The organism is Amycolatopsis sp. NPDC043885 (assembly GCF_056435685.1).
Window position 1 is genome coordinate 1,904,168 of sequence record NZ_JBWKEA010000001.1, and the last position, 16,431, is coordinate 1,920,598.

Annotated in this window: 20 protein-coding genes; 5 read left to right on the top strand and 15 right to left on the bottom strand. The window is 68.5% G+C overall.

The window, feature by feature from the left end:
• Positions 1-59: 59 nt before the first annotated feature.
• Positions 60-647 (bottom strand): transglutaminase domain-containing protein, encoded by a 588-nt coding sequence (locus AC069I_RS09535; protein ID WP_478265130.1) that lies wholly within the window; start codon positions 645-647, stop codon positions 60-62.
• A complete protein-coding gene (locus AC069I_RS09540) occupies positions 644-1,204 on the bottom strand; it encodes a TetR/AcrR family transcriptional regulator (protein ID WP_478229302.1) in 561 nt (186 codons plus the stop codon). The genes AC069I_RS09535 and AC069I_RS09540 overlap by 4 nt, the downstream gene beginning before the upstream one ends.
• An 87-nt stretch (positions 1,205-1,291) precedes the next feature.
• On the opposite strand from AC069I_RS09540, the gene AC069I_RS09545 reads away from it, so the two are divergent.
• A complete protein-coding gene (locus AC069I_RS09545) occupies positions 1,292-1,990 on the top strand; it encodes an alpha/beta fold hydrolase (RefSeq protein WP_478265131.1) in 699 nt (232 codons plus the stop codon).
• Positions 1,991-2,159: 169 nt separating this feature from the next.
• Complete coding sequence (locus AC069I_RS09550; RefSeq protein ID WP_478229304.1) at positions 2,160-3,023, top strand: alpha/beta hydrolase; 864 nt, start codon at positions 2,160-2,162, stop codon at positions 3,021-3,023.
• Between the two features lie 39 nt (positions 3,024-3,062).
• Here the strand turns inward: AC069I_RS09550 and AC069I_RS09555 are convergent, their stop codons facing one another.
• The 11 genes from AC069I_RS09555 to AC069I_RS09605 all read right to left on the bottom strand — a co-directional run bounded on the left by AC069I_RS09555 (position 3,063) and on the right by AC069I_RS09605 (position 11,281).
• Complete coding sequence (locus AC069I_RS09555) at positions 3,063-3,527, bottom strand: hypothetical protein (RefSeq protein ID WP_478229305.1); 465 nt, start codon at positions 3,525-3,527, stop codon at positions 3,063-3,065.
• Positions 3,528-3,536: 9 nt separating this feature from the next.
• On the bottom strand, positions 3,537-3,881 hold the full coding sequence (locus AC069I_RS09560; RefSeq protein WP_340686341.1) for a hypothetical protein: 345 nt from the start codon (positions 3,879-3,881) through the stop codon (positions 3,537-3,539).
• Positions 3,882-3,893: 12 nt separating this feature from the next.
• Positions 3,894-5,327 carry an MBOAT family O-acyltransferase gene (locus tag AC069I_RS09565; RefSeq protein ID WP_478229306.1) on the bottom strand — a complete coding sequence of 478 codons (1,434 nt, stop codon included), beginning with the start codon at positions 5,325-5,327 and terminating at the stop codon, positions 3,894-3,896.
• Positions 5,328-5,512: 185 nt separating this feature from the next.
• A complete protein-coding gene (gene rlmB / locus AC069I_RS09570) occupies positions 5,513-6,469 on the bottom strand; it encodes a 23S rRNA (guanosine(2251)-2'-O)-methyltransferase RlmB (protein ID WP_034310192.1) in 957 nt (318 codons plus the stop codon).
• Positions 6,470-6,504: 35 nt separating this feature from the next.
• Positions 6,505-7,896 (bottom strand): cysteine--tRNA ligase, encoded by a 1,392-nt coding sequence (cysS, locus tag AC069I_RS09575; protein ID WP_478265132.1) that lies wholly within the window; start codon positions 7,894-7,896, stop codon positions 6,505-6,507.
• Between the two features lie 46 nt (positions 7,897-7,942).
• A complete protein-coding gene (locus AC069I_RS09580) occupies positions 7,943-8,629 on the bottom strand; it encodes an HAD family hydrolase (RefSeq protein ID WP_478265133.1) in 687 nt (228 codons plus the stop codon).
• Positions 8,630-8,736: 107 nt separating this feature from the next.
• On the bottom strand, positions 8,737-9,132 hold the full coding sequence (locus AC069I_RS09585; protein WP_478229309.1) for a PPOX class F420-dependent oxidoreductase: 396 nt from the start codon (positions 9,130-9,132) through the stop codon (positions 8,737-8,739).
• 9 nt (positions 9,133-9,141) lie between these two features.
• Positions 9,142-9,477, bottom strand: a complete 336-nt coding sequence (locus tag AC069I_RS09590; protein WP_478265134.1) for a PPOX class F420-dependent oxidoreductase — start codon at positions 9,475-9,477, stop codon at positions 9,142-9,144.
• 28 nt (positions 9,478-9,505) lie between these two features.
• A complete protein-coding gene (gene ispF, locus AC069I_RS09595; protein ID WP_034310203.1) occupies positions 9,506-9,976 on the bottom strand; it encodes a 2-C-methyl-D-erythritol 2,4-cyclodiphosphate synthase in 471 nt (156 codons plus the stop codon).
• Between the two features lie 103 nt (positions 9,977-10,079).
• Positions 10,080-10,715: an IspD/TarI family cytidylyltransferase gene (locus AC069I_RS09600; protein ID WP_478265135.1), complete on the bottom strand. Its 636-nt coding sequence runs from the start codon at positions 10,713-10,715 to the stop codon at positions 10,080-10,082.
• 74 nt (positions 10,716-10,789) lie between these two features.
• Positions 10,790-11,281, bottom strand: coding sequence for a CarD family transcriptional regulator (locus AC069I_RS09605; RefSeq protein WP_004559016.1), 492 nt, complete (start codon positions 11,279-11,281; stop codon positions 10,790-10,792).
• A 297-nt stretch (positions 11,282-11,578) separates the two neighbouring features.
• On the opposite strand from AC069I_RS09605, the gene AC069I_RS09610 reads away from it, so the two are divergent.
• Complete coding sequence (locus AC069I_RS09610) at positions 11,579-12,283, top strand: copper chaperone PCu(A)C domain-containing protein (RefSeq protein ID WP_478229312.1); 705 nt, start codon at positions 11,579-11,581, stop codon at positions 12,281-12,283.
• Between the two features lie 112 nt (positions 12,284-12,395).
• Positions 12,396-13,754 carry a DNA repair protein RadA gene (gene radA, locus AC069I_RS09615; protein ID WP_034310209.1) on the top strand — a complete coding sequence of 453 codons (1,359 nt, stop codon included), beginning with the start codon at positions 12,396-12,398 and terminating at the stop codon, positions 13,752-13,754.
• Here radA and AC069I_RS09620 read toward each other — a convergent pair.
• Both AC069I_RS09620 and AC069I_RS09625 read right to left on the bottom strand, forming a co-directional pair.
• On the bottom strand, positions 13,751-14,884 hold the full coding sequence (locus AC069I_RS09620; protein ID WP_478265136.1) for a CU044_5270 family protein: 1,134 nt from the start codon (positions 14,882-14,884) through the stop codon (positions 13,751-13,753). The two genes, radA and AC069I_RS09620, sit on opposite strands and share 4 nt — an antisense overlap.
• Entirely contained in the window at positions 14,871-15,500 is a 630-nt protein-coding gene (locus tag AC069I_RS09625; RefSeq protein WP_478265137.1) for an RNA polymerase sigma factor, read from the bottom strand. The genes AC069I_RS09620 and AC069I_RS09625 overlap by 14 nt, the downstream gene beginning before the upstream one ends.
• A gap of 158 nt (positions 15,501-15,658) precedes the next feature.
• On the opposite strand from AC069I_RS09625, the gene AC069I_RS09630 reads away from it, so the two are divergent.
• Positions 15,659-16,324: a C39 family peptidase gene (locus tag AC069I_RS09630; protein WP_478265138.1), complete on the top strand. Its 666-nt coding sequence runs from the start codon at positions 15,659-15,661 to the stop codon at positions 16,322-16,324.
• The last annotated feature ends 107 nt before the right edge of the window (positions 16,325-16,431 follow it).

The following is a 16,431-nucleotide window of genomic DNA, read 5'->3' on the forward strand; positions in this document are numbered from 1 at the left end:
GTGACGCTCGGCGATGCCAGTTTCGCGTCGCAGGTTTCGCCGGATCGCGAAAAAACCACTCACGGAGCGTGCGGAAGGATTCCTTCGTACCACGCGGGTCCGGGCTTCGCCGACGACAAGGTTTCGACGACTGCCGGAGACGGTGCGGAGTACACCGTGGGGAAGTCGATCTCGCCCTTGCTCGGGTCCAGTGTCCACGCGAGCCGCTCATCTTCCAGCAGAAAATGCGCGTCCGCACCGTTTTTGTTGCCTCTGGGGTCGAGCCGGATCCACCGGTCCAGGTCGGCGACGTACACGCCGTTGAGCCCGTGCAGAACGCCGATCCGCTGATAGCAGAACCCTGCCGGGATGCCTTGGCTGCGAAGCAAAGCGGCCAGCAGATGGGCCTTCGCGTAGCAGAGCCCGACTCCCTCGCGCAGAACCTCGGAGGCCATAAGAGTGACCCGGGAATCGACGGCGTCCACCGTATGGTCGATCTCGTCGCGCACGAAGTGAAACATCGAACGAATCACGTCGACTTCGGTGCCACCGGTCGGTGACAGTCCGTCAGCCGTTTCGCGGATCAGTGGGTGATCGTGATCGATGATCGCGTCGGCGGCGAGATAATCTTCGAGCCGCTCGGATTCGATCTTCAGTGCGATTTTCACGCGGCACCACCCAATACCGTGTCGACGACCTCTTCGAGGAATTTCGGACCGGCTTCGCCGCCGCGCAGCAGCAGCCGGAACCAGATCGCTCCCGCGAGCAGATCCATCACCAGAACCGGATCGACGCCGGCGCGCAGTTCGCCCCTCGCGGTGGCGCGTTCGAAGATCGGCTCTTCGCGTGCCATGCGGTCGGCGAAGAAACTCCGTGCCACGTCACCGAGTTCGGGGCGCCGGGGGCCCGCGGTCAAGGTCGCCGTGACGACCGGCGCGGTGCGCTCCGAGGTCAGCAGCCGGTGGATTTGCGTTGCCACGGCGAGAAGATCGCCGCGCAGGCTGCCGGTGTCGGGGACGTCGACGGCGAACAGGCCCGAATCGCGCAGCGCGGCGGCCAGGAGCGCGTCCTTCGACGGCCACCACCGGTACAACGTCGTCTTGTTGACGCCGGACCGGGCGGCGACGGCCTCGATGGCGAGCTTGTCGTAGCCGTGCTCGGCCAGAAGTCCGAGGGTGGCGGCGAAGATCGCCTCGGCCTTGCGCGGGCCCTTCCGGGTACTCACCGGAGCACAATACAACGCACCGTTGCGTTGTGCGGTGAGCGGGCGTAGTTTGCAACGCAACGGTGCGTTGCATTCAGGAGGTAGTCCATGATTCCCCTCGTCTTCGTCCACGGCATCCGGCTCAGCGGCGCCGCCTGGACCGAGCAACTCGAACTGCTCGGACAGGCCGCGAAAGCAGTCGACCTCCCAGGCCACGGCACCCGCCGGAGAGAGCGGTTCACCCTGGACGACGCGGTGGATGCGATCGCCGAAGCCGTCGACGAACCCGCGCTGGTCGTCGGGCACTCCCTCGGTGGATACGCCGCCATCGCCGCGGCCGCACGGTATCCGGAGCGCGTGGCCGGCCTCGTCGTCGCGGGCTCGACCTTCCTGCCCGGCCGGGCACTGGAGACTCCGTTCCGCGCAGCGCACCGCTTGCTCATGCGGCTGCCGGACCAGGGGGAACGGCTGAGCCGATGGCAGTTCCGAAGTGCCCTGCCACCGAAAGTCGCCGAAGCGGTGATCGGCGGCGGCATCGCGACCGAGGTCATCCCGGACGTCGCCAAGGCCTTCGCGGACCTCGACGTGTTGGCGGAACTCTCGGCCTACCCGGGCCCCACCTGGCTCGTCAACGGCTCACGCGACCACTTCCGCCGCCACGAACACCGCTTTCTCGACGCCTGCGCCGACGGACGCCTTATCTCCGTGCCGAAAGCCGGGCACTACCTGCCGATGGCGCGGGGCAAGGAGTTCTCCCTGTTGCTACTCGACGCGGCCCGCAGCCTGTCGATCTCCGGCAGCCGGTAATTCGGAGGCGCCCGGCGCCGCCCCCGGCTAAGGTGATCACCATGTGTTCCGTCATCCACAATTGGCAGGCCGTCCGCACCCGGTCGACGCGCTGACCTGGTGCCGCTCTTCGTCGGCGTCAAGGTCCACACGTCCACCGTTAGCCAAGGGATGACAAGGATCTTTCATCATGCGCGCACTTTCGCGCCCCATTTTCGTCTTCGTTCACGGCGGCTCCAGTAATGCACGGGCGTGGGGCCCGTTGCAGAACGAACTGGCTCTGCTCGGATACCGTTCGCACGCCGTCGACCTGCCTGGCCACGGGGACCGAGCGGACAGCCCGGCCGCCTACTACCGCCAACCCCAGGACCTCGCGGCACTGGCTTCCGCTCCCTCCCCGCTGCGCGGAGTCACGTTGCAGGACAACGTGCGGCACGTCGTGGACACCCTGCGACGGCTCGACGGCCGAGCGCCGGTCGTCCTGGTCGGCAACAGCCTCGGCGGGCTGACGATCAGCGCCGTCGCCAACGCCGCGCCGGACCTGCTCGGCCGCGTCGTCTACCTCTCCGCCCTCTGTCTCAGCGACCCGGCCATGCTCACCGAACAGTGGGACGTGGTCGATGAAAATCTGCTGGACGCGCTGGCGGCGCGGATCACCGTGCCGGAGGTGAACGAACCCGGCGTGGCCCGGCTGAACTGGCGAGGTGCCCACGGCGACCCGGCCTTGTTCGCCGAGTTGAAGGCCGCCATCATGGCCGATTCCACCGACCACCAGTTCCGGCTGTTGCTGGACTCTCTGGATCCGGACGAGAGCTACGCGGTACTCGAGCCGAGCGCCTTGGTTCAGGCGGACGGGTGGGGGCGTGTCCCGCACACCTACGTCCGGCTCGCCGCGGACCACAGCATCACTCCGGCGGTTCAGGATTACATGATCCGCAAGGCCGACGAGCTGACTCCGCACAACCCCTTCGAGGTGCACACCCTGGCCTCGTCGCACGTCGGCTACTTCAGCCGGCCGCGGATCTTCGCCGAGCTGCTGATCGATCTCGTCTGAGACGGCGCCCTCGCCGCCGGTTTCGGCGGCGAGGGCGCTTCAGGCTCGCAGCCTGTCGATCTCCACCGTGAGCTCGGAACGCAGCGAGTCGTGCTGAGGCCCCAACGACGAGGCCCAGTTTTCCACCGGATACAGCCAGACCGGACGCCCGACCACGTCGGCCGGCTCCCAGTCGTACCGCGGCCAGACGTGGGCGTGCAGGAACGGATCCGTGTTGCCGAGGATCTCCAGATTCACCCTCCGGAAACCAGGATCCCTCCGCGCGCAGACGTTTTCGACGGCTTCGCCGAGCAACTCCATATCCGCCAGGAACTTCAGCCGTCGCGGTCGCGGTAGGCCGGTCAGCCTGCCGACAGTGGGGGAATCGGTCAGGAGGACGCAGTAGCCCGGGAGGAACTGCGTATCGCCGATCACCGCGAAGCCCGCGTCCAGCCGCCGCAGCACCGTCGGGTTCTCCCCGCGCAGCGCCGAACCGATCCGATCCCGCTTCCAGTCGCCGGTCATGCGGCCAAGCTAGCCGACCGGGAACATCGAACCACCGGAACCGGTGAACTGGGCGGTCAGCCGGACCGGCTCCGGATGGGGAGCCAGGACGATCGAGGCAAAAGGCGTCGCGGCGGCCTGTGATCCGTAGTTGGTGTGCAGATGCGCGCTGACGTGGACGTTCCGGTCGGCGGGGATCTCGAACGTGACCGCACCCCAGGAGACCACGAACTGCCTGCCGTCGATGCTCACGATAGGGGCGTACGGCACAGAGCTGGAGGGGAACGGACGCAGTTCGACGGTGAGCAGGCGGCGTGGGCCGTCGTGGTTGTCGACGTACGGGATCACGCCGGGCTGAGCGGCCAGGTCGGTCATTCTCGGGCTCCCTCAGAACTGGTAGTAGAGGAACGGGCTGAACGTCCCGGTCGCGATCAGGATGGCCGCGTACACCAGCCCGACGGTCATGACGCCGATCCGCAGCGCCGTCGCGGGGCGGCTCCGTGAGGACTCCAGCAGCGGCCCGGTCACCGGATGCGCGGGCAGGAACACGATCGCCAGCGCGCACAGCAGGATGACCAGCCGCTGGTTGGTCACCGCGCTCTCGACTACGTCGGTGAGGCCCGTGAAGTCCGGCAGCACCATGTGCCCGATCATGCCGAGCGCGTGCGGCAGGTCCTTGGCGCGGAAGAACACCCAGCCGAACACCACGAGCACGAGCGTCAGCGCGCGGCGGCCGATGCGGGCGGCCTGCGACTTGGGGGTGACGTCGTAGCCGAAAGCGCGTTCCACGATCAGGAGCGCGCCGTGATAGATGCCCCAGATCAGGAACGTCCACTGCGCGCCGTGCCAGAACCCGGTCAGCACGAACACGATGCACAGGTTCCGGTACGTGTGCCCGGCGCCGGTGCGGTTGCCGCCCAGCGGGATGTAGACGTAGTCGCGGAACCAGCGCGACAGCGACATGTGCCAGCGCCGCCAGAACTCGGTGATGGTCACCGACGAGTACGGTCTCGCGAAGTTCTCCGGTAGCCGGAAGCCGAGCATGCGCCCGAGCCCGATCGCCATGTCGGAGTACCCGGAGAAGTCGAAGAACAGCTGAAGCGTGTACCCGATCGCGCCGAGCCAGGCGATCGCGAAGGTCATCTGGTCGGGTGGCGTGTTGAAGCAGGCGTCCACCATCGGGCTGAGCGAGTCCGCGATGATCGTCTTCTTGCACAACCCGAGGGCGAACCGCGGGAAACCGGCGGCGATGTCGTCGAGGCGGTGGGACCGCTGCTGCGGCAGCTGGTCGGCGATCTCCCGGAACCGCACGATCGGCCCGGCCACCAGCTGCGGGAACATCGCGATGTACGCGGCGAACGACACCGGGTCGCGCAGCGCGCGGCGTTCACCGCGGTAGATGTCCACCACGTAGGAGATGTGGTGGAACGTGTAGAACGAGATGCCGATCGGGATGACCAGGTCGGCCACCGGGAAACCGCCGCCGAACCAGTGCGTCACGGCCGCGATCTGCTGCGTCGCGAACCCCGCGTACTTCCAGATCAGCAGCATGCCGACGTTGAGGCCGATCACCCCGAGTAGCAGCCGCTTGCGCCGTTTGTTCTGCAGATCCCACGCGTTCGGCTCCAGCGCGGGCCCGGCCAGGAAGTTGACCACCATGCAGCCGAGCAGGACCAGCGTGTACGGCCCGGCGCCGGTGGCGTAGAAGATCAGGCTGCCGACCGCGACGATGCCGTTCCGCCAGCCGCGCGGGCACACCAGTACGGCGAGCAGGACCGCCGGCATGAAGTACCACAGGAACAGCGGTGAAATGAACGACATCGGTGCGGGGTCCCCCAGGGCGGTTACGCGTTATCCGCTGGTGACCCTAGCCTGAGCGCCTGGTGGCGGAGCTGAGATGGCCCGGAAAAGTGACCACACTCGTGAACCCGCCCGGCCGACGTCGATCGCGGACGCGGGTTCACCAAGAGTCACCGCACCCCGCACCGTGTGACGAAGTGCGGGGGTCAGACACGTCCCGCGAGCCGACGGCGGCGCGCCACCTCGGCCAGCAGCACCCCGGCAGCGACCGACGCGTTGAGCGACTCGACGCCCGCCGCCATCGGGATCGACACGGTCGCGTCGCAGGTCTCACGCACCAGCCGGGACAGGCCGCGGCCTTCCGAGCCGAGCACGATGACCAGCGGATCCGCCGCGAGGTCGAGCTCGTCGATGTCCACCGAGCCGTCCGCGTCGAGGCCGACGACCATCAGGCCGTCGTCCTTCCACGCCTTCAGCTGACGGGTCAGGTTGGTCGCGACGGCGATCGGCAGCTTGGCCGCGGTGCCGGCGGACGTCCGCCACGCGACCGCGGTCATGCCCGCGCTGCGCCGCTCCGGCAGGAGGACCCCCTGCGCGCCGAACGCGGCGGCCGAGCGGATCACCGCGCCAAGGTTGCGCGGGTCGGTGACGCCGTCGAGCGCGACGAACAGCGGGGTCTGCCCCGAGTCCTTCGCCACGGCCATCAGGTCGCGCGGGTCGGCGTAGACGAACGGCGGGACCTGCAGGCCGAGGCCCTGGTGCATGGCCCGGTTGGTCTTGCGGTCGAGTTCCTCGCGCGGGATCTCCAGTATCGAGATGCCCTTGTCGCCGGCGAGCCGGACGGCCTCGTTCACGCGGTCGTCGATCTCGATGTTGATCGCGACGTACAGCGCGGTGGCCGGCACGTCGGCGCGCAGCGCCTCGACCACCGGGTTGCGCCCGGCGATCAGCTCCGGCTTGTCGGCCTTCTTCTGCCGCGCCTGGTCCTTGCGGTCACGCGCGTTGGCCATCCGGTACGCCTTGTGGCCGGGCCGGTCCTCGGCCTTGGGCGTCGGGCCCTTGCCTTCGAGGCCCTTCCGGCGCTGGCCGCCGGAGCCGACGACCTGACCCTTCTTCGTGCCGGGCTTGCGAATAGCGCCCTGGCGCCGGGAGTTGCCTGCCATCAGTGAGAATCCTTGAGCTAGAAACCGAGTAAGTGTCAGACGTCCTTGACGGTCCACTGTGGACCGTTCGGCGTGTCCTCCACCACGATGCCCGCCTGCTGGAGGCGGTCACGCGCGGCGTCCGCACGGGCGAAGTCCTTCTCGGCGCGGGCCTTCTGCCGTTCGGTGAGCAGCCCTTCCACGAGTTCGGACAGCGCCTGCCGGGTGGGCGTCTCATCGCCGCCCGCCTCGGACCAGCGCGCGGAGAGCGGGTCGAGGCCGAGCACGTCGGTCATCGCGCGCACGGAGGCGGCGATTTCGAGTGCCTTGGAATTGTCGGCCGCGTCGAGGGCGGCGTTACCGTCGCGGACGGTGTTGTGCAGCACTGCGAACGCCTGCGGAGTGGCCAGGTCGTCGTCGAGCGCGGCGGCGAACCCGTCCGGGATCTCGCCGAGGTGGACCGCGCCGGTGATGCCCGCCGTGCGGCGGAGGAACTGCTCGATCCGCCGGTAACCCTGCGCGGCTTCGGCGAGCGCTCCGTCGGAGTACTCGATCGTCGACCGGTAGTGCGGCTGGACCAGGTAGTACCGCAGTTCGGGCGCCCGGTGGTCCTTGAGCATCTCCGGGATGGAGACCGTGTTGCCCAGCGACTTCGACATCTTCTCGCCGGACATGGTCACCCAGGCGTTGTGCAGCCAGAACCGCGCGAACGGGTCACCCGCCGCGTTCGACTGGGCGCGCTCGTTCTCGTGGTGCGGGAAAACCAGGTCGACGCCGCCGCCGTGGATGTCGAACTCGGCGCCGAGGTACGTGGTCGCCATCGCCGAGCATTCGAGGTGCCAGCCGGGACGGCCGGGACCCCACGGCGTCGGCCATGACGGCTCGCCCGGCTTCGCGGCCTTCCACAGCGTGAAGTCGCGCGCGTCGCGCTTGCCCTCGCCGAGGCTCTCGCCCTGCTGGACCTCGTCGAGCTTCTGGCCGGAGAGATCGCCGTAGCCATCGAACGCCTTGACCGAGAAATACACGTCGCCGCCCGAGGCGTACGCGTGCCCGCCGTCGATCAGCCGCTGCATCAGCTCGACCATCTGCGTGACATGCCCTGTCGCCCGAGGGGCGATCGAAGGCGGCAAGCAGCCGAGGGCTTCGTACGCCGACTCGAAGGCGCGCTCGTGCGTGGCCGCCCATTCCCACCAGGGACGATCCGCCGCGGCGGCCTTGGTGAGGATCTTGTCGTCGATGTCGGTGACGTTGCGGACCATCAGCACGTCGAGTCCACTGTGGACGAGCCAGCGGCGCAGGACGTCGTAGTTCAGCGCGCCGCGGACGTGGCCGATGTGGGGAACACCCTGCACGGTGGCACCACACACGTACATGGACGCCGTTCCGCTACGGGCGGGATGGAATTCCCGCACGCTCCGGGTCGCCGTGTCATAGAGGTGTAGTGCCACCCTAAAAGGGTACGGGGTCGGCGTGAGCGGTGTCGCAGTGACCGTATTACAGCACGTTATGGGCACGCATGACGCTGAGCAGGGCGTCCGGCCGCTCGGTCGTCGGCAGGGGCTCTACCAGCGCGAACGCGCAGCCGATCTCGCGCGCGGCACCGTCGGCCTCCTCGCTGTCGCCGACCATGAGCGTTTCCGCCGGGTCGACCCCGAGCCGCTCGACGGCCGCGCGGAAGATCTCCGGCTCCGGCTTCACCGCTCCGACCTCGAACGACAGGACGAACTCGTCGACGTAGGCGTCCCAGCCACGGCGGCCGAAGGCGGGCCGGATGTCGAAGGCGATGTTGCTCAGCACCCCGAGCTTCACGCCCTTGCCGGAGACGCCCTTGAGGACGGCCTCGGTGTCCGGGTACGGCGTCCACTGGGTGGGATCGATCAGCCGGGTGTAGAGCGCGACCGCCTGGTCGGCGTGCGGCACCCCGGACTGCTTGAGGACCTCGAGGTACACCTTCCGGTGCAGCACCGGGTCGCGATCGCGGTGGTTCCAGGCGTGCAGGTGCTCCTCGTCGAGATCGACGACCTGGCCGACCGGCGCGGTCATCCGGCGCATCAGTTCGGTCTGGGCCTCGATGTCGAGCCGCTCGCCCTCGTGGTCGGTGAGGTCGGCGAGCCAGGTCTCGTCCTGTTCGAGGCGGAAGACCGTGCCGGAGAAGTCGAACAACACAGCGCGAAAGGTCACGGGCTCCACATTAGCCACGATCGTGGGGTTCCTGCCTCCCCTCGCGTGTGAGATGAAAGGTCCTTTCCTTGCAGATTTTGCAAGGAAAGGACCTTTCATGGCGCGTGTCAGGCGGCGTTGCCGGTGATCTTGGTGGGCGTGATCCGGACCAGCACGCGGACGACGTCGGCAGGCTCCTCCGGGTAGTCCTTGCCGAGGTACTTGTGCGAGAGCTCGTTGATCAGCTCGCGCCCGCCCTCGTCGGTCATCTCCACGGTGCCGCGGATCTCGACGTAGTCGTACGGGTTCTCCTGGTCGAAGACCGAGACGGACACCCGCGGGTCCCTGGCCATGTTCCGCTCCTTGAGACGGCCGCGGACGGTCGCGAAGATCACCGTGTCGCCGTCCCGCCTCGCCCACAGCACGGACGTCTGCGCGGAGCCGTCGGCGTTGACGGTCGCCAGCACCGGGAAGTTGTTGCCGTCGAGGAGTTTCTTGGTCGCGTCGTTGAAGGTCACACCCATGCCGGAAGCCTAATCACCGGACGTTCCCGGCGATCCGAGGTACTTGTGGCTGAGCGTCTTCGGCAACGTCTTTCCCGGATCCGGGGTGATCGTGACCGTGCCGCGGAGTTGCGTGTGCCGGTACGGGTTCTCCGCGTCGGTGATCGACACGCTCGCGCGAAAATCGCGACGCAGGTTTCGCACCTTCAGCCGGTCTTCGGTGGCGCTGAAGACCAGATCGCCGTCGTCGAGGCCCACCCAGATGACCGAGGTCTGCGGGCCGCCGTCGGCGTCCAGCGTGGCCACGGTCGCGAAGTTCTTGCCGTCCACCAGTTCGCGGACCGGTTCGGGACGTGTGACTGCCATGACAGCCCGAACCGGCTCCCGGCGGCGGCTATTCCTGCGAGGGCAGGAGCAGCGCCGTCGCGAACGCCGCGATGCCCTCGCCGCGTCCGGTCAGGCCGAGCCCGTCGGTCGTCGTCCCGGACACGCTCACCGGCCCGCCGACGGCCTCGCTCAGCACCTTCTGGGCCTCTTCGCGACGCTTTCCTACACGCGGCGCGTTGCCCACGATCTGGACGGTCGCGTTCCCGACGGTCCAACCGCCCGCCTCGACCAGGCGCCGCGCCTCCGCGAGGAACTCGACGCCGTGCTTGCCCGCCCAGCGCGGGTCGCCGGTGCCGAACACCGCGCCGAGGTCACCGAGCCCGGCCGCGGACAGGAGCGCGTCGCACAACGCGTGCGCCGCGACGTCGCCGTCGGAATGGCCCGCGCAACCGTCGACGCCGGGCCAGAGGAGACCGGCGATCCAGCATTCGCGGCCCGCCTCGACGGGGTGGACGTCGACGCCGTTGCCGATCCTCACAGGGTTTCCTCTTTCTTCGCCGGTTGCGCGCGACCGCGATCGCGTCGCCAGGGCGCACGTTAGCGACTCACCTCGGGAATCGGGGAGGGGCGCCCCGCGCGGATCACAGCACTTCCTCTGCTGCCCCGGCCACCGCGATCGCCTCGGCCAGTTTCAGTTCGAACGCGTTGGTGACGCGCATCGCGTCGGGGTGTCCCGGGATGGTGTGCGCGCCGTCGAGAGACGGCTCGGCGGCATACGAGAGAAAAGTCTCACGGGTGAAGCCGAGCGGGGTTTGGGCCGTGCGCAGGTATGCGCGGTCTTCGGTGCCTGTGATCACCTTCGCCGCGTCGGTCACCTTCACGGTGTCCGCCATCGGAAGTACCGGGACCACGAAAGGCGAGCCCGCACGGACCGCCTCCGCGACGGCACGGATCGTGTCCGCGGGGGTGAAGGCGCGCAAGGCGTCGTGCACGAGGAAGACCGGATTCCCGGTGATCTCTTTTTCGACGGTGTCGAAAGCATGCTCCAGTGACGCGCCGGGTACTATCCGGCAACGCTCCTCGAAGCCGCGCAAAGCGGCCGAAAACAAATCAGCACACCGCTCGGGGGCCGCTACGACCACCAGATCGAGATCCGGCAGAGCGAGCAGCCCCCGCACAGTGTGCGTGAGTAGCGCTTCACCATTGACCGGCGCGAGAGCGAGCTCCGCGTCGGAGGCATGGTGCCGAACGACAGTGACGAACGCGATTGTGCTCATATGGACGGTGCTCATATGTGCGCGATCGTAGAGGTATCCCCCGCAGCCTCACCTGGCGTGGGACACCCGCCGGTTCAGACTGTCGCGGTTTCCAGAACTTCGTCGAGGAGGACTTCAGCCTTGTCCTCGTCGGTGCCCTCCGCGAGCGCCAGCTCGCTGACCAGAATTTGCCGCGCCTTCGCCAGCATGCGCTTCTCGCCGGCTGAAAGTCCGCGGTCCTTCTCTCGCCGCCAGAGGTCGCGCACCACTTCGGCCACCTTGTTCACATCGCCGGAGGCGAGCTTCTCGAGGTTGGCCTTGTACCGACGAGACCAGTTGGTGGGCTCTTCGGTGTGCGGAGCACGCAGAACGTCGAAAACCTTGTCCAGTCCTTCTTGCCCGACGACATCACGAACGCCGACGATCTCGGCGTTGTCAGCGGGCACGCGAACCGTAAGATCCCCTTGCGCGACTTTGAGGACGAGGTACTTCTTCTCCTCGCCCTTGATCACGCGGGTCTCGATGGCTTCGATGAGTGCGGCACCGTGGTGCGGGTAGACGACGGTCTCTCCGACCTTGAAAACCATGTGTCCTCTGCCCCTTTCGCTGAATTCATCTTAGCACGTGCCGACGAGGCCCACCTAGCGGCCCGCGATCGTCGTCGCAGGTCAGCGGCCTGACGGTGCTCCGCCCGGGGGTTGACAAACCCAATTCGCCCATGCTCACGCTGGTGAGAAGCGAACGATTTCCAAATCCTTTGTGGACGGTTGATCTTGGGCACGTCACCGCATTGGTGGGGTGTCAACACGCACCGGGTTCTTGGCCCGCGAAGGCGCCCGGCTAGTCTTCGCGGTGAAGAGGCCGTGAGATGGAAGGACTCCGACGTGAGGCTGCAGAATCGTCGCGTGTTCGGCGCAGGTGTGCTGGCGCTCGGCGCCGCGCTCGTGCTCGCCGGCTGCGGTGCTGGTCAGATCACCCAGACCGACTCGCAGCAGCCCGCGGTCAACGGGACGTACGCGCAGGCGAAGGACCTGGTGCTGCGGAACGCCGCGCTCCAGTTCCCGGCCGAGGGGCAGGCGTACCCGGCCGGTTCCGCCGCGCCGCTGACGCTGACCATCGTGAACCAGGGCAAGCTGGACGACGAGCTCGTCTCCGTCTCCTCCGAAGCCGCCACCGGTGACGCCAAGATCACCGGGTCCAAGGTCGTCGCCGCGAGCCACGCGCTCGTGATCGGCCCGTCCGACGCGGTCGAGTCGACCAAGGAGGTCGCCCCGACGAGCGCCCCGTCCTCCGCGCCGGCGTCGTCCTCGGGTGCCCCCTCGTCGTCCGGCGCCCCGTCGTCGAGCTCCGCCGGGACGGTCACGCCGTCCGCGGGCCCGGAGACGACCAACGCGCCGGACCAGGTGGGCAAGGCCACGATCGAGCTGCAGGGGCTGAAGCAGCCGGTGTGGGCGGGCCAGACCATCAAGGTCACCTTCGTCTTCAAGAACTCCGGCTCGATCACGGTGGACCTGCCGGTCGCGGCGCCGTCGCACCCGGGCAGCAGGGCGCCCGCGCCCGAGAAGGAAGCCAAGGGCGGCGGGCACTAAGTCCTCGCAAGTACGGGAAGGCCCCCTTCATCGCGCCAGGCGCGATGAAGGGGGCCTTCCCGTACTTGCGTCGCTGCCGGGGTTTGTCGGTGGTGGCCGCTAGCCTCGCGGGGTGGTCAAGAAAGGCAGCACCTACCGCTGCGGTGAATGCGGATACGAGGCGCCGAAGTGGGTCGGGCGCTGCCCGGAATGTCAGGCGTGGGGGACCATCGAGGAACGCGGCGACGCCCGTCCCGCGATAGCCAGGGTCGCGGCGGGAGCGCCCAGCGCCCCGGCGCGCCCGATCGGCGAGGTGGACGTCGAGACGGCGCGCGCGAAGCCCACCGGCGTCTCCGAGCTGGACCGGGTACTCGGTGGAGGCTTCGTGCCGGGCGCGGTAATCCTGCTCGCGGGCGAGCCCGGTGTCGGCAAATCGACCCTCCTGCTGGAGGTCGCCTACCAATGGGCGGCCACCGCGGGCCGCGCGCTGTACGTCACCGGCGAGGAGTCGGCGGGGCAGGTGCGCCTGCGCGCCGAGCGCACCGGCAACGTCCACGACGAGATGTTCCTCGCGGCCGAGAGCGATCTCTCCGCGATCCTCGGGCATGTCGACGCGGTCAAGCCGGGTGTGCTGATCGTCGACTCCGTCCAGACCATGGCCTCGCCGCAGGTGGAGGGCGCGCCGGGCGGCGTCACCCAGGTCCGCGCGGTCACCTCCGGGCTGGTCGCGCTGGCCAAGGAGCGCGGGCTGCCGATCGTGCTGGTCGGCCACGTCACCAAGGACGGCTCGGTCGCCGGGCCGCGCGTGCTGGAGCACCTGGTCGACGTGGTCCTGCAGTTCGAGGGCGACAAACATTCGACGCTGCGGATGCTGCGCGGCATCAAGAACCGGTTCGGCGCCGCCGACGAGATCGGCTGTTTCGAACTGGTCGAGGAGGGCATCGTCGGCGTGCCGGATCCGTCGGGGCTGTTCCTCAGCCACACCGCGGAGCCGGTCGCGGGCACCGCGGTCACGGTGACCATGGAGGGCAAGCGGCCGCTGCTGGGCGAGGTGCAGGCGCTCGTGTCGGCGACCCAGTCACCGCAGCCCCGGCGCGCGGTGAGCGGCCTCGATTCGGCACGTGTCGCGATGGTGCTGGCCGTGGTCGAGAAGCGGGCGAACATCAAGGTCGGCGACAAGGACGTCTACGTGGCGACGGTCGGCGGCATGAAGATCACCGAACCCGGGATCGACCTCGCGGTGGTGCTGGCCCTGATCTCGTCGGCGAGGGACACGCCGCTCTCGCCCAAGCTCGTCGCGATGGGCGAGGTCGGGCTGTCGGGCGAGGTCCGGCGGGTGCCGAGCGTCGGGCGGCGGCTCGCGGAGGCCGCCCGCCTCGGCTTCACCTACGCGCTGGTGCCGCCGGACTCCGGCAAGATCCCGCCCGGGATCAGGGTGCTGGAGGTCCCGGACGTCGGAAGCGCGCTCAACGCCGCCAAGCACGCGCGCTAGCTGGGCTTGGGACCGCCGTCCTCGGTGATCACCACGGAGATCGACGTGTCGAACAAGGTCAGCCCCGGCCAGCCCTCGTCCTGGCCGTTGGACCGGACGGCGCGATTCCCGACGACGGCGGCCGTCGCCCGGTCGACGACGAACGTGCGCGTCTGGTCCGGCAACGCGACCGTGAAGGACACCGCGGGCCGTCCGCCGGGAGTGACCACGCTCGCCACGTCGACGCCGGGCATTCTCGCGAGCGCTTTGCACAGTGCCACCCGCAGCGCGCCGAAGCCCTGGGAGGAACGGAGGACTTTGAAGGCCATCTCGAACATCTCGGGTGTGGAGTTCACCTGCTCCGGTGAGCGGCCGTCCGGCCAGAGGCCGTCACGGCGGAGCCGTTCGGACAGCTTCGTCGGGTCGGCGGGCAGTTCGGCGAGGAACTCCGGCGTCGGGTCGGTCCACCCGCTTTCCGACGGCAGCCGATCCTCGGAGGTCTTCACCGGCGGAGGCACCTGTGCCGTGGTGGTGGTTCGCGGCGGCCGGGCATCCGCCACGGTGACGTGTGACGACGGGCCCGGAAGTGTTTCGCCAAGGGCCTTGGCCGTCTGGTAGTCGCCCTTGACCCAGCGGATCTCGCCGGTTCCGGTGAAGCGCGTCTTGATCGGCATCCAGCTGCGCGGCGGCAGCCAGCGTTCGAGGATCTCGTGGGTTTGGTAGACGAGCCCCGTCTTGGTGACATGGGTGGTCCACGTGGACTCGGTGACGAGCCGGAACTGGTCGTCCCGGATCGGGAAGTCGTCGCCGTGGAGGACTTCGAGGGCGTCTTCGCCCTGGGTGACGGTCGAATGGGCCGCGGGGTCCGGGCCGTCGTCGCCGGTGAGGACGTTCGTCACCACGATCCCGCCGCCGGACACCAGTGCCGCGGCGGCCGCGGCCGCGATCCATCGCCAAGCGCCCGGCCGCTTCTTCACCGGCGGCGCGGTCACGGGAAGGAGTTCGTCCTCGACGTCGCCGGCGGCGCGCAGGAGCGCCGCCCTGGCGCGGGAAAGTTCGTCCTGCCGGGTTTCCGGCTCGGCGTGGAGGCCGGCCAGCGCTTCGTCGAGTTCGGCCTCGGACCACACCTTCCGGATGCTACCGCCGTGCACTTTCGCCCTCCTCCTCTTTCCTTGAATCGTCCTTTGTGGACTCCGGTGCGTTGGCGCGCAACCATCTTCGGATCCGGTGCAGCCGCGATCTGACCGTCCCGGCGGGAATTCCCAAGGCCTCGGCGACCTCGCCGGGATCCAGCCCCGCCCACGAGACCAGCAGCAGGGTGTCGCGGTCCGCGACGCTCAGTTCGGCCAGTGCGCCCGCCAGCTGGGCCGCGCGGGACTGGGCGTCGACCCGCTCGGCGACGCGGCCGTCGTGTCCGGCCGTGACCGTCTGGTCGGCGGCCGCGAGCCGGGCCGTGGCGTTGAGCGCCCTGGTCTCCGTGCGGACGTGGTGGCGCAGCAAGTTCGTCGCGATCCCGTAGAGCCACGCGCGCGCCGTGCCTGCCTCGGGGCGATACGTCTCGCGTCGCCGGAGCGCCACGAGGAACGTCTCGGCGACGAGGTCGTGCGCGGTCTCCGTGCCGACGCGGCGCGCCAGATAGCGCTGGAGCGGGGCCGCGTGGGCGTCGAAGAGCAGACCGAAGACGGGTGCGGGATCCGGACCACCGAGATCCGGCCTGTCCAGCCCGCGCGTGCCGGCCTGCTCGTGATCGTCTTTCATCACCTGCACGATCGCTATTGCCCGATGACCCCCGGAGCGTTCATCCGATCCTACTTTCGTCGTAGGCCGAACAGGGAAAGCGCAGGTGACGCCGTAGGCAAAAGGCGCGGGACCGGAGATCATGTTCAGTATTCACCATTCAAAAGTGAAACTGGGGAAGGATTACCATGCGTCGACTCAGGACCGCGGTCGTGGCCGCGCTCGCGGTGTCCGCACTGATCACCGCTCCCGCGGCGGCCGTCGCCCAAGGCGAGAACGTCGTACCCGCGCCCGACTTCGTGAAGTCGATGGCGCCGCCCGCCAAGGTCGAAGGGGTCAGGGCGGCCGCGGAGCTCAACATCCAGTACCAGATCCAGGAGACCGGGTACTGGTGCGGCCCGGCCGCCACTCGCATCGCCATTTCGGCGAAGAACGGCAACCCGCCGAGCCAGCAGCAGCTCGCGAACGAGCTGCCGACCAGCACCAACGGCACCGACTGGATCGGGCAGGTCACCCGCGTCCTCAACAACCACGTCGCCGGTGGCTGGTACGAGACCAAGGAGATGCCGAACGACCCTCCGACCCAGGCGCAGCGCGATCTCCTGTGGCGCGACATCGTGCTGGACGTCAACAACGGTTACGCGATCGTCGCGAACATCGTCGCCCCGGCGAACAACCACCCGCCGGGCTACCCGAACTACACGATCTACCACTACTTCACGATCATCGGCTACAACAGCGACAACATGACGGTGAAGATCGCCGACCCGGCCAACTTCGGCGGCAACCAGATCTACTGGCTCACCTTCAACCAGCTCGCCACCCTGATCCCGCCGAAGGGGTACTCGGCCTGACCCTTGCCGCTTTTCGTCCTCTGAATGCGTTACTTGCACGCGCAAGGACCGCATTCAGAGGACGAAACGCGGGGGTTGTACGAATCTTGTACGGGAGGGCTCGAGGC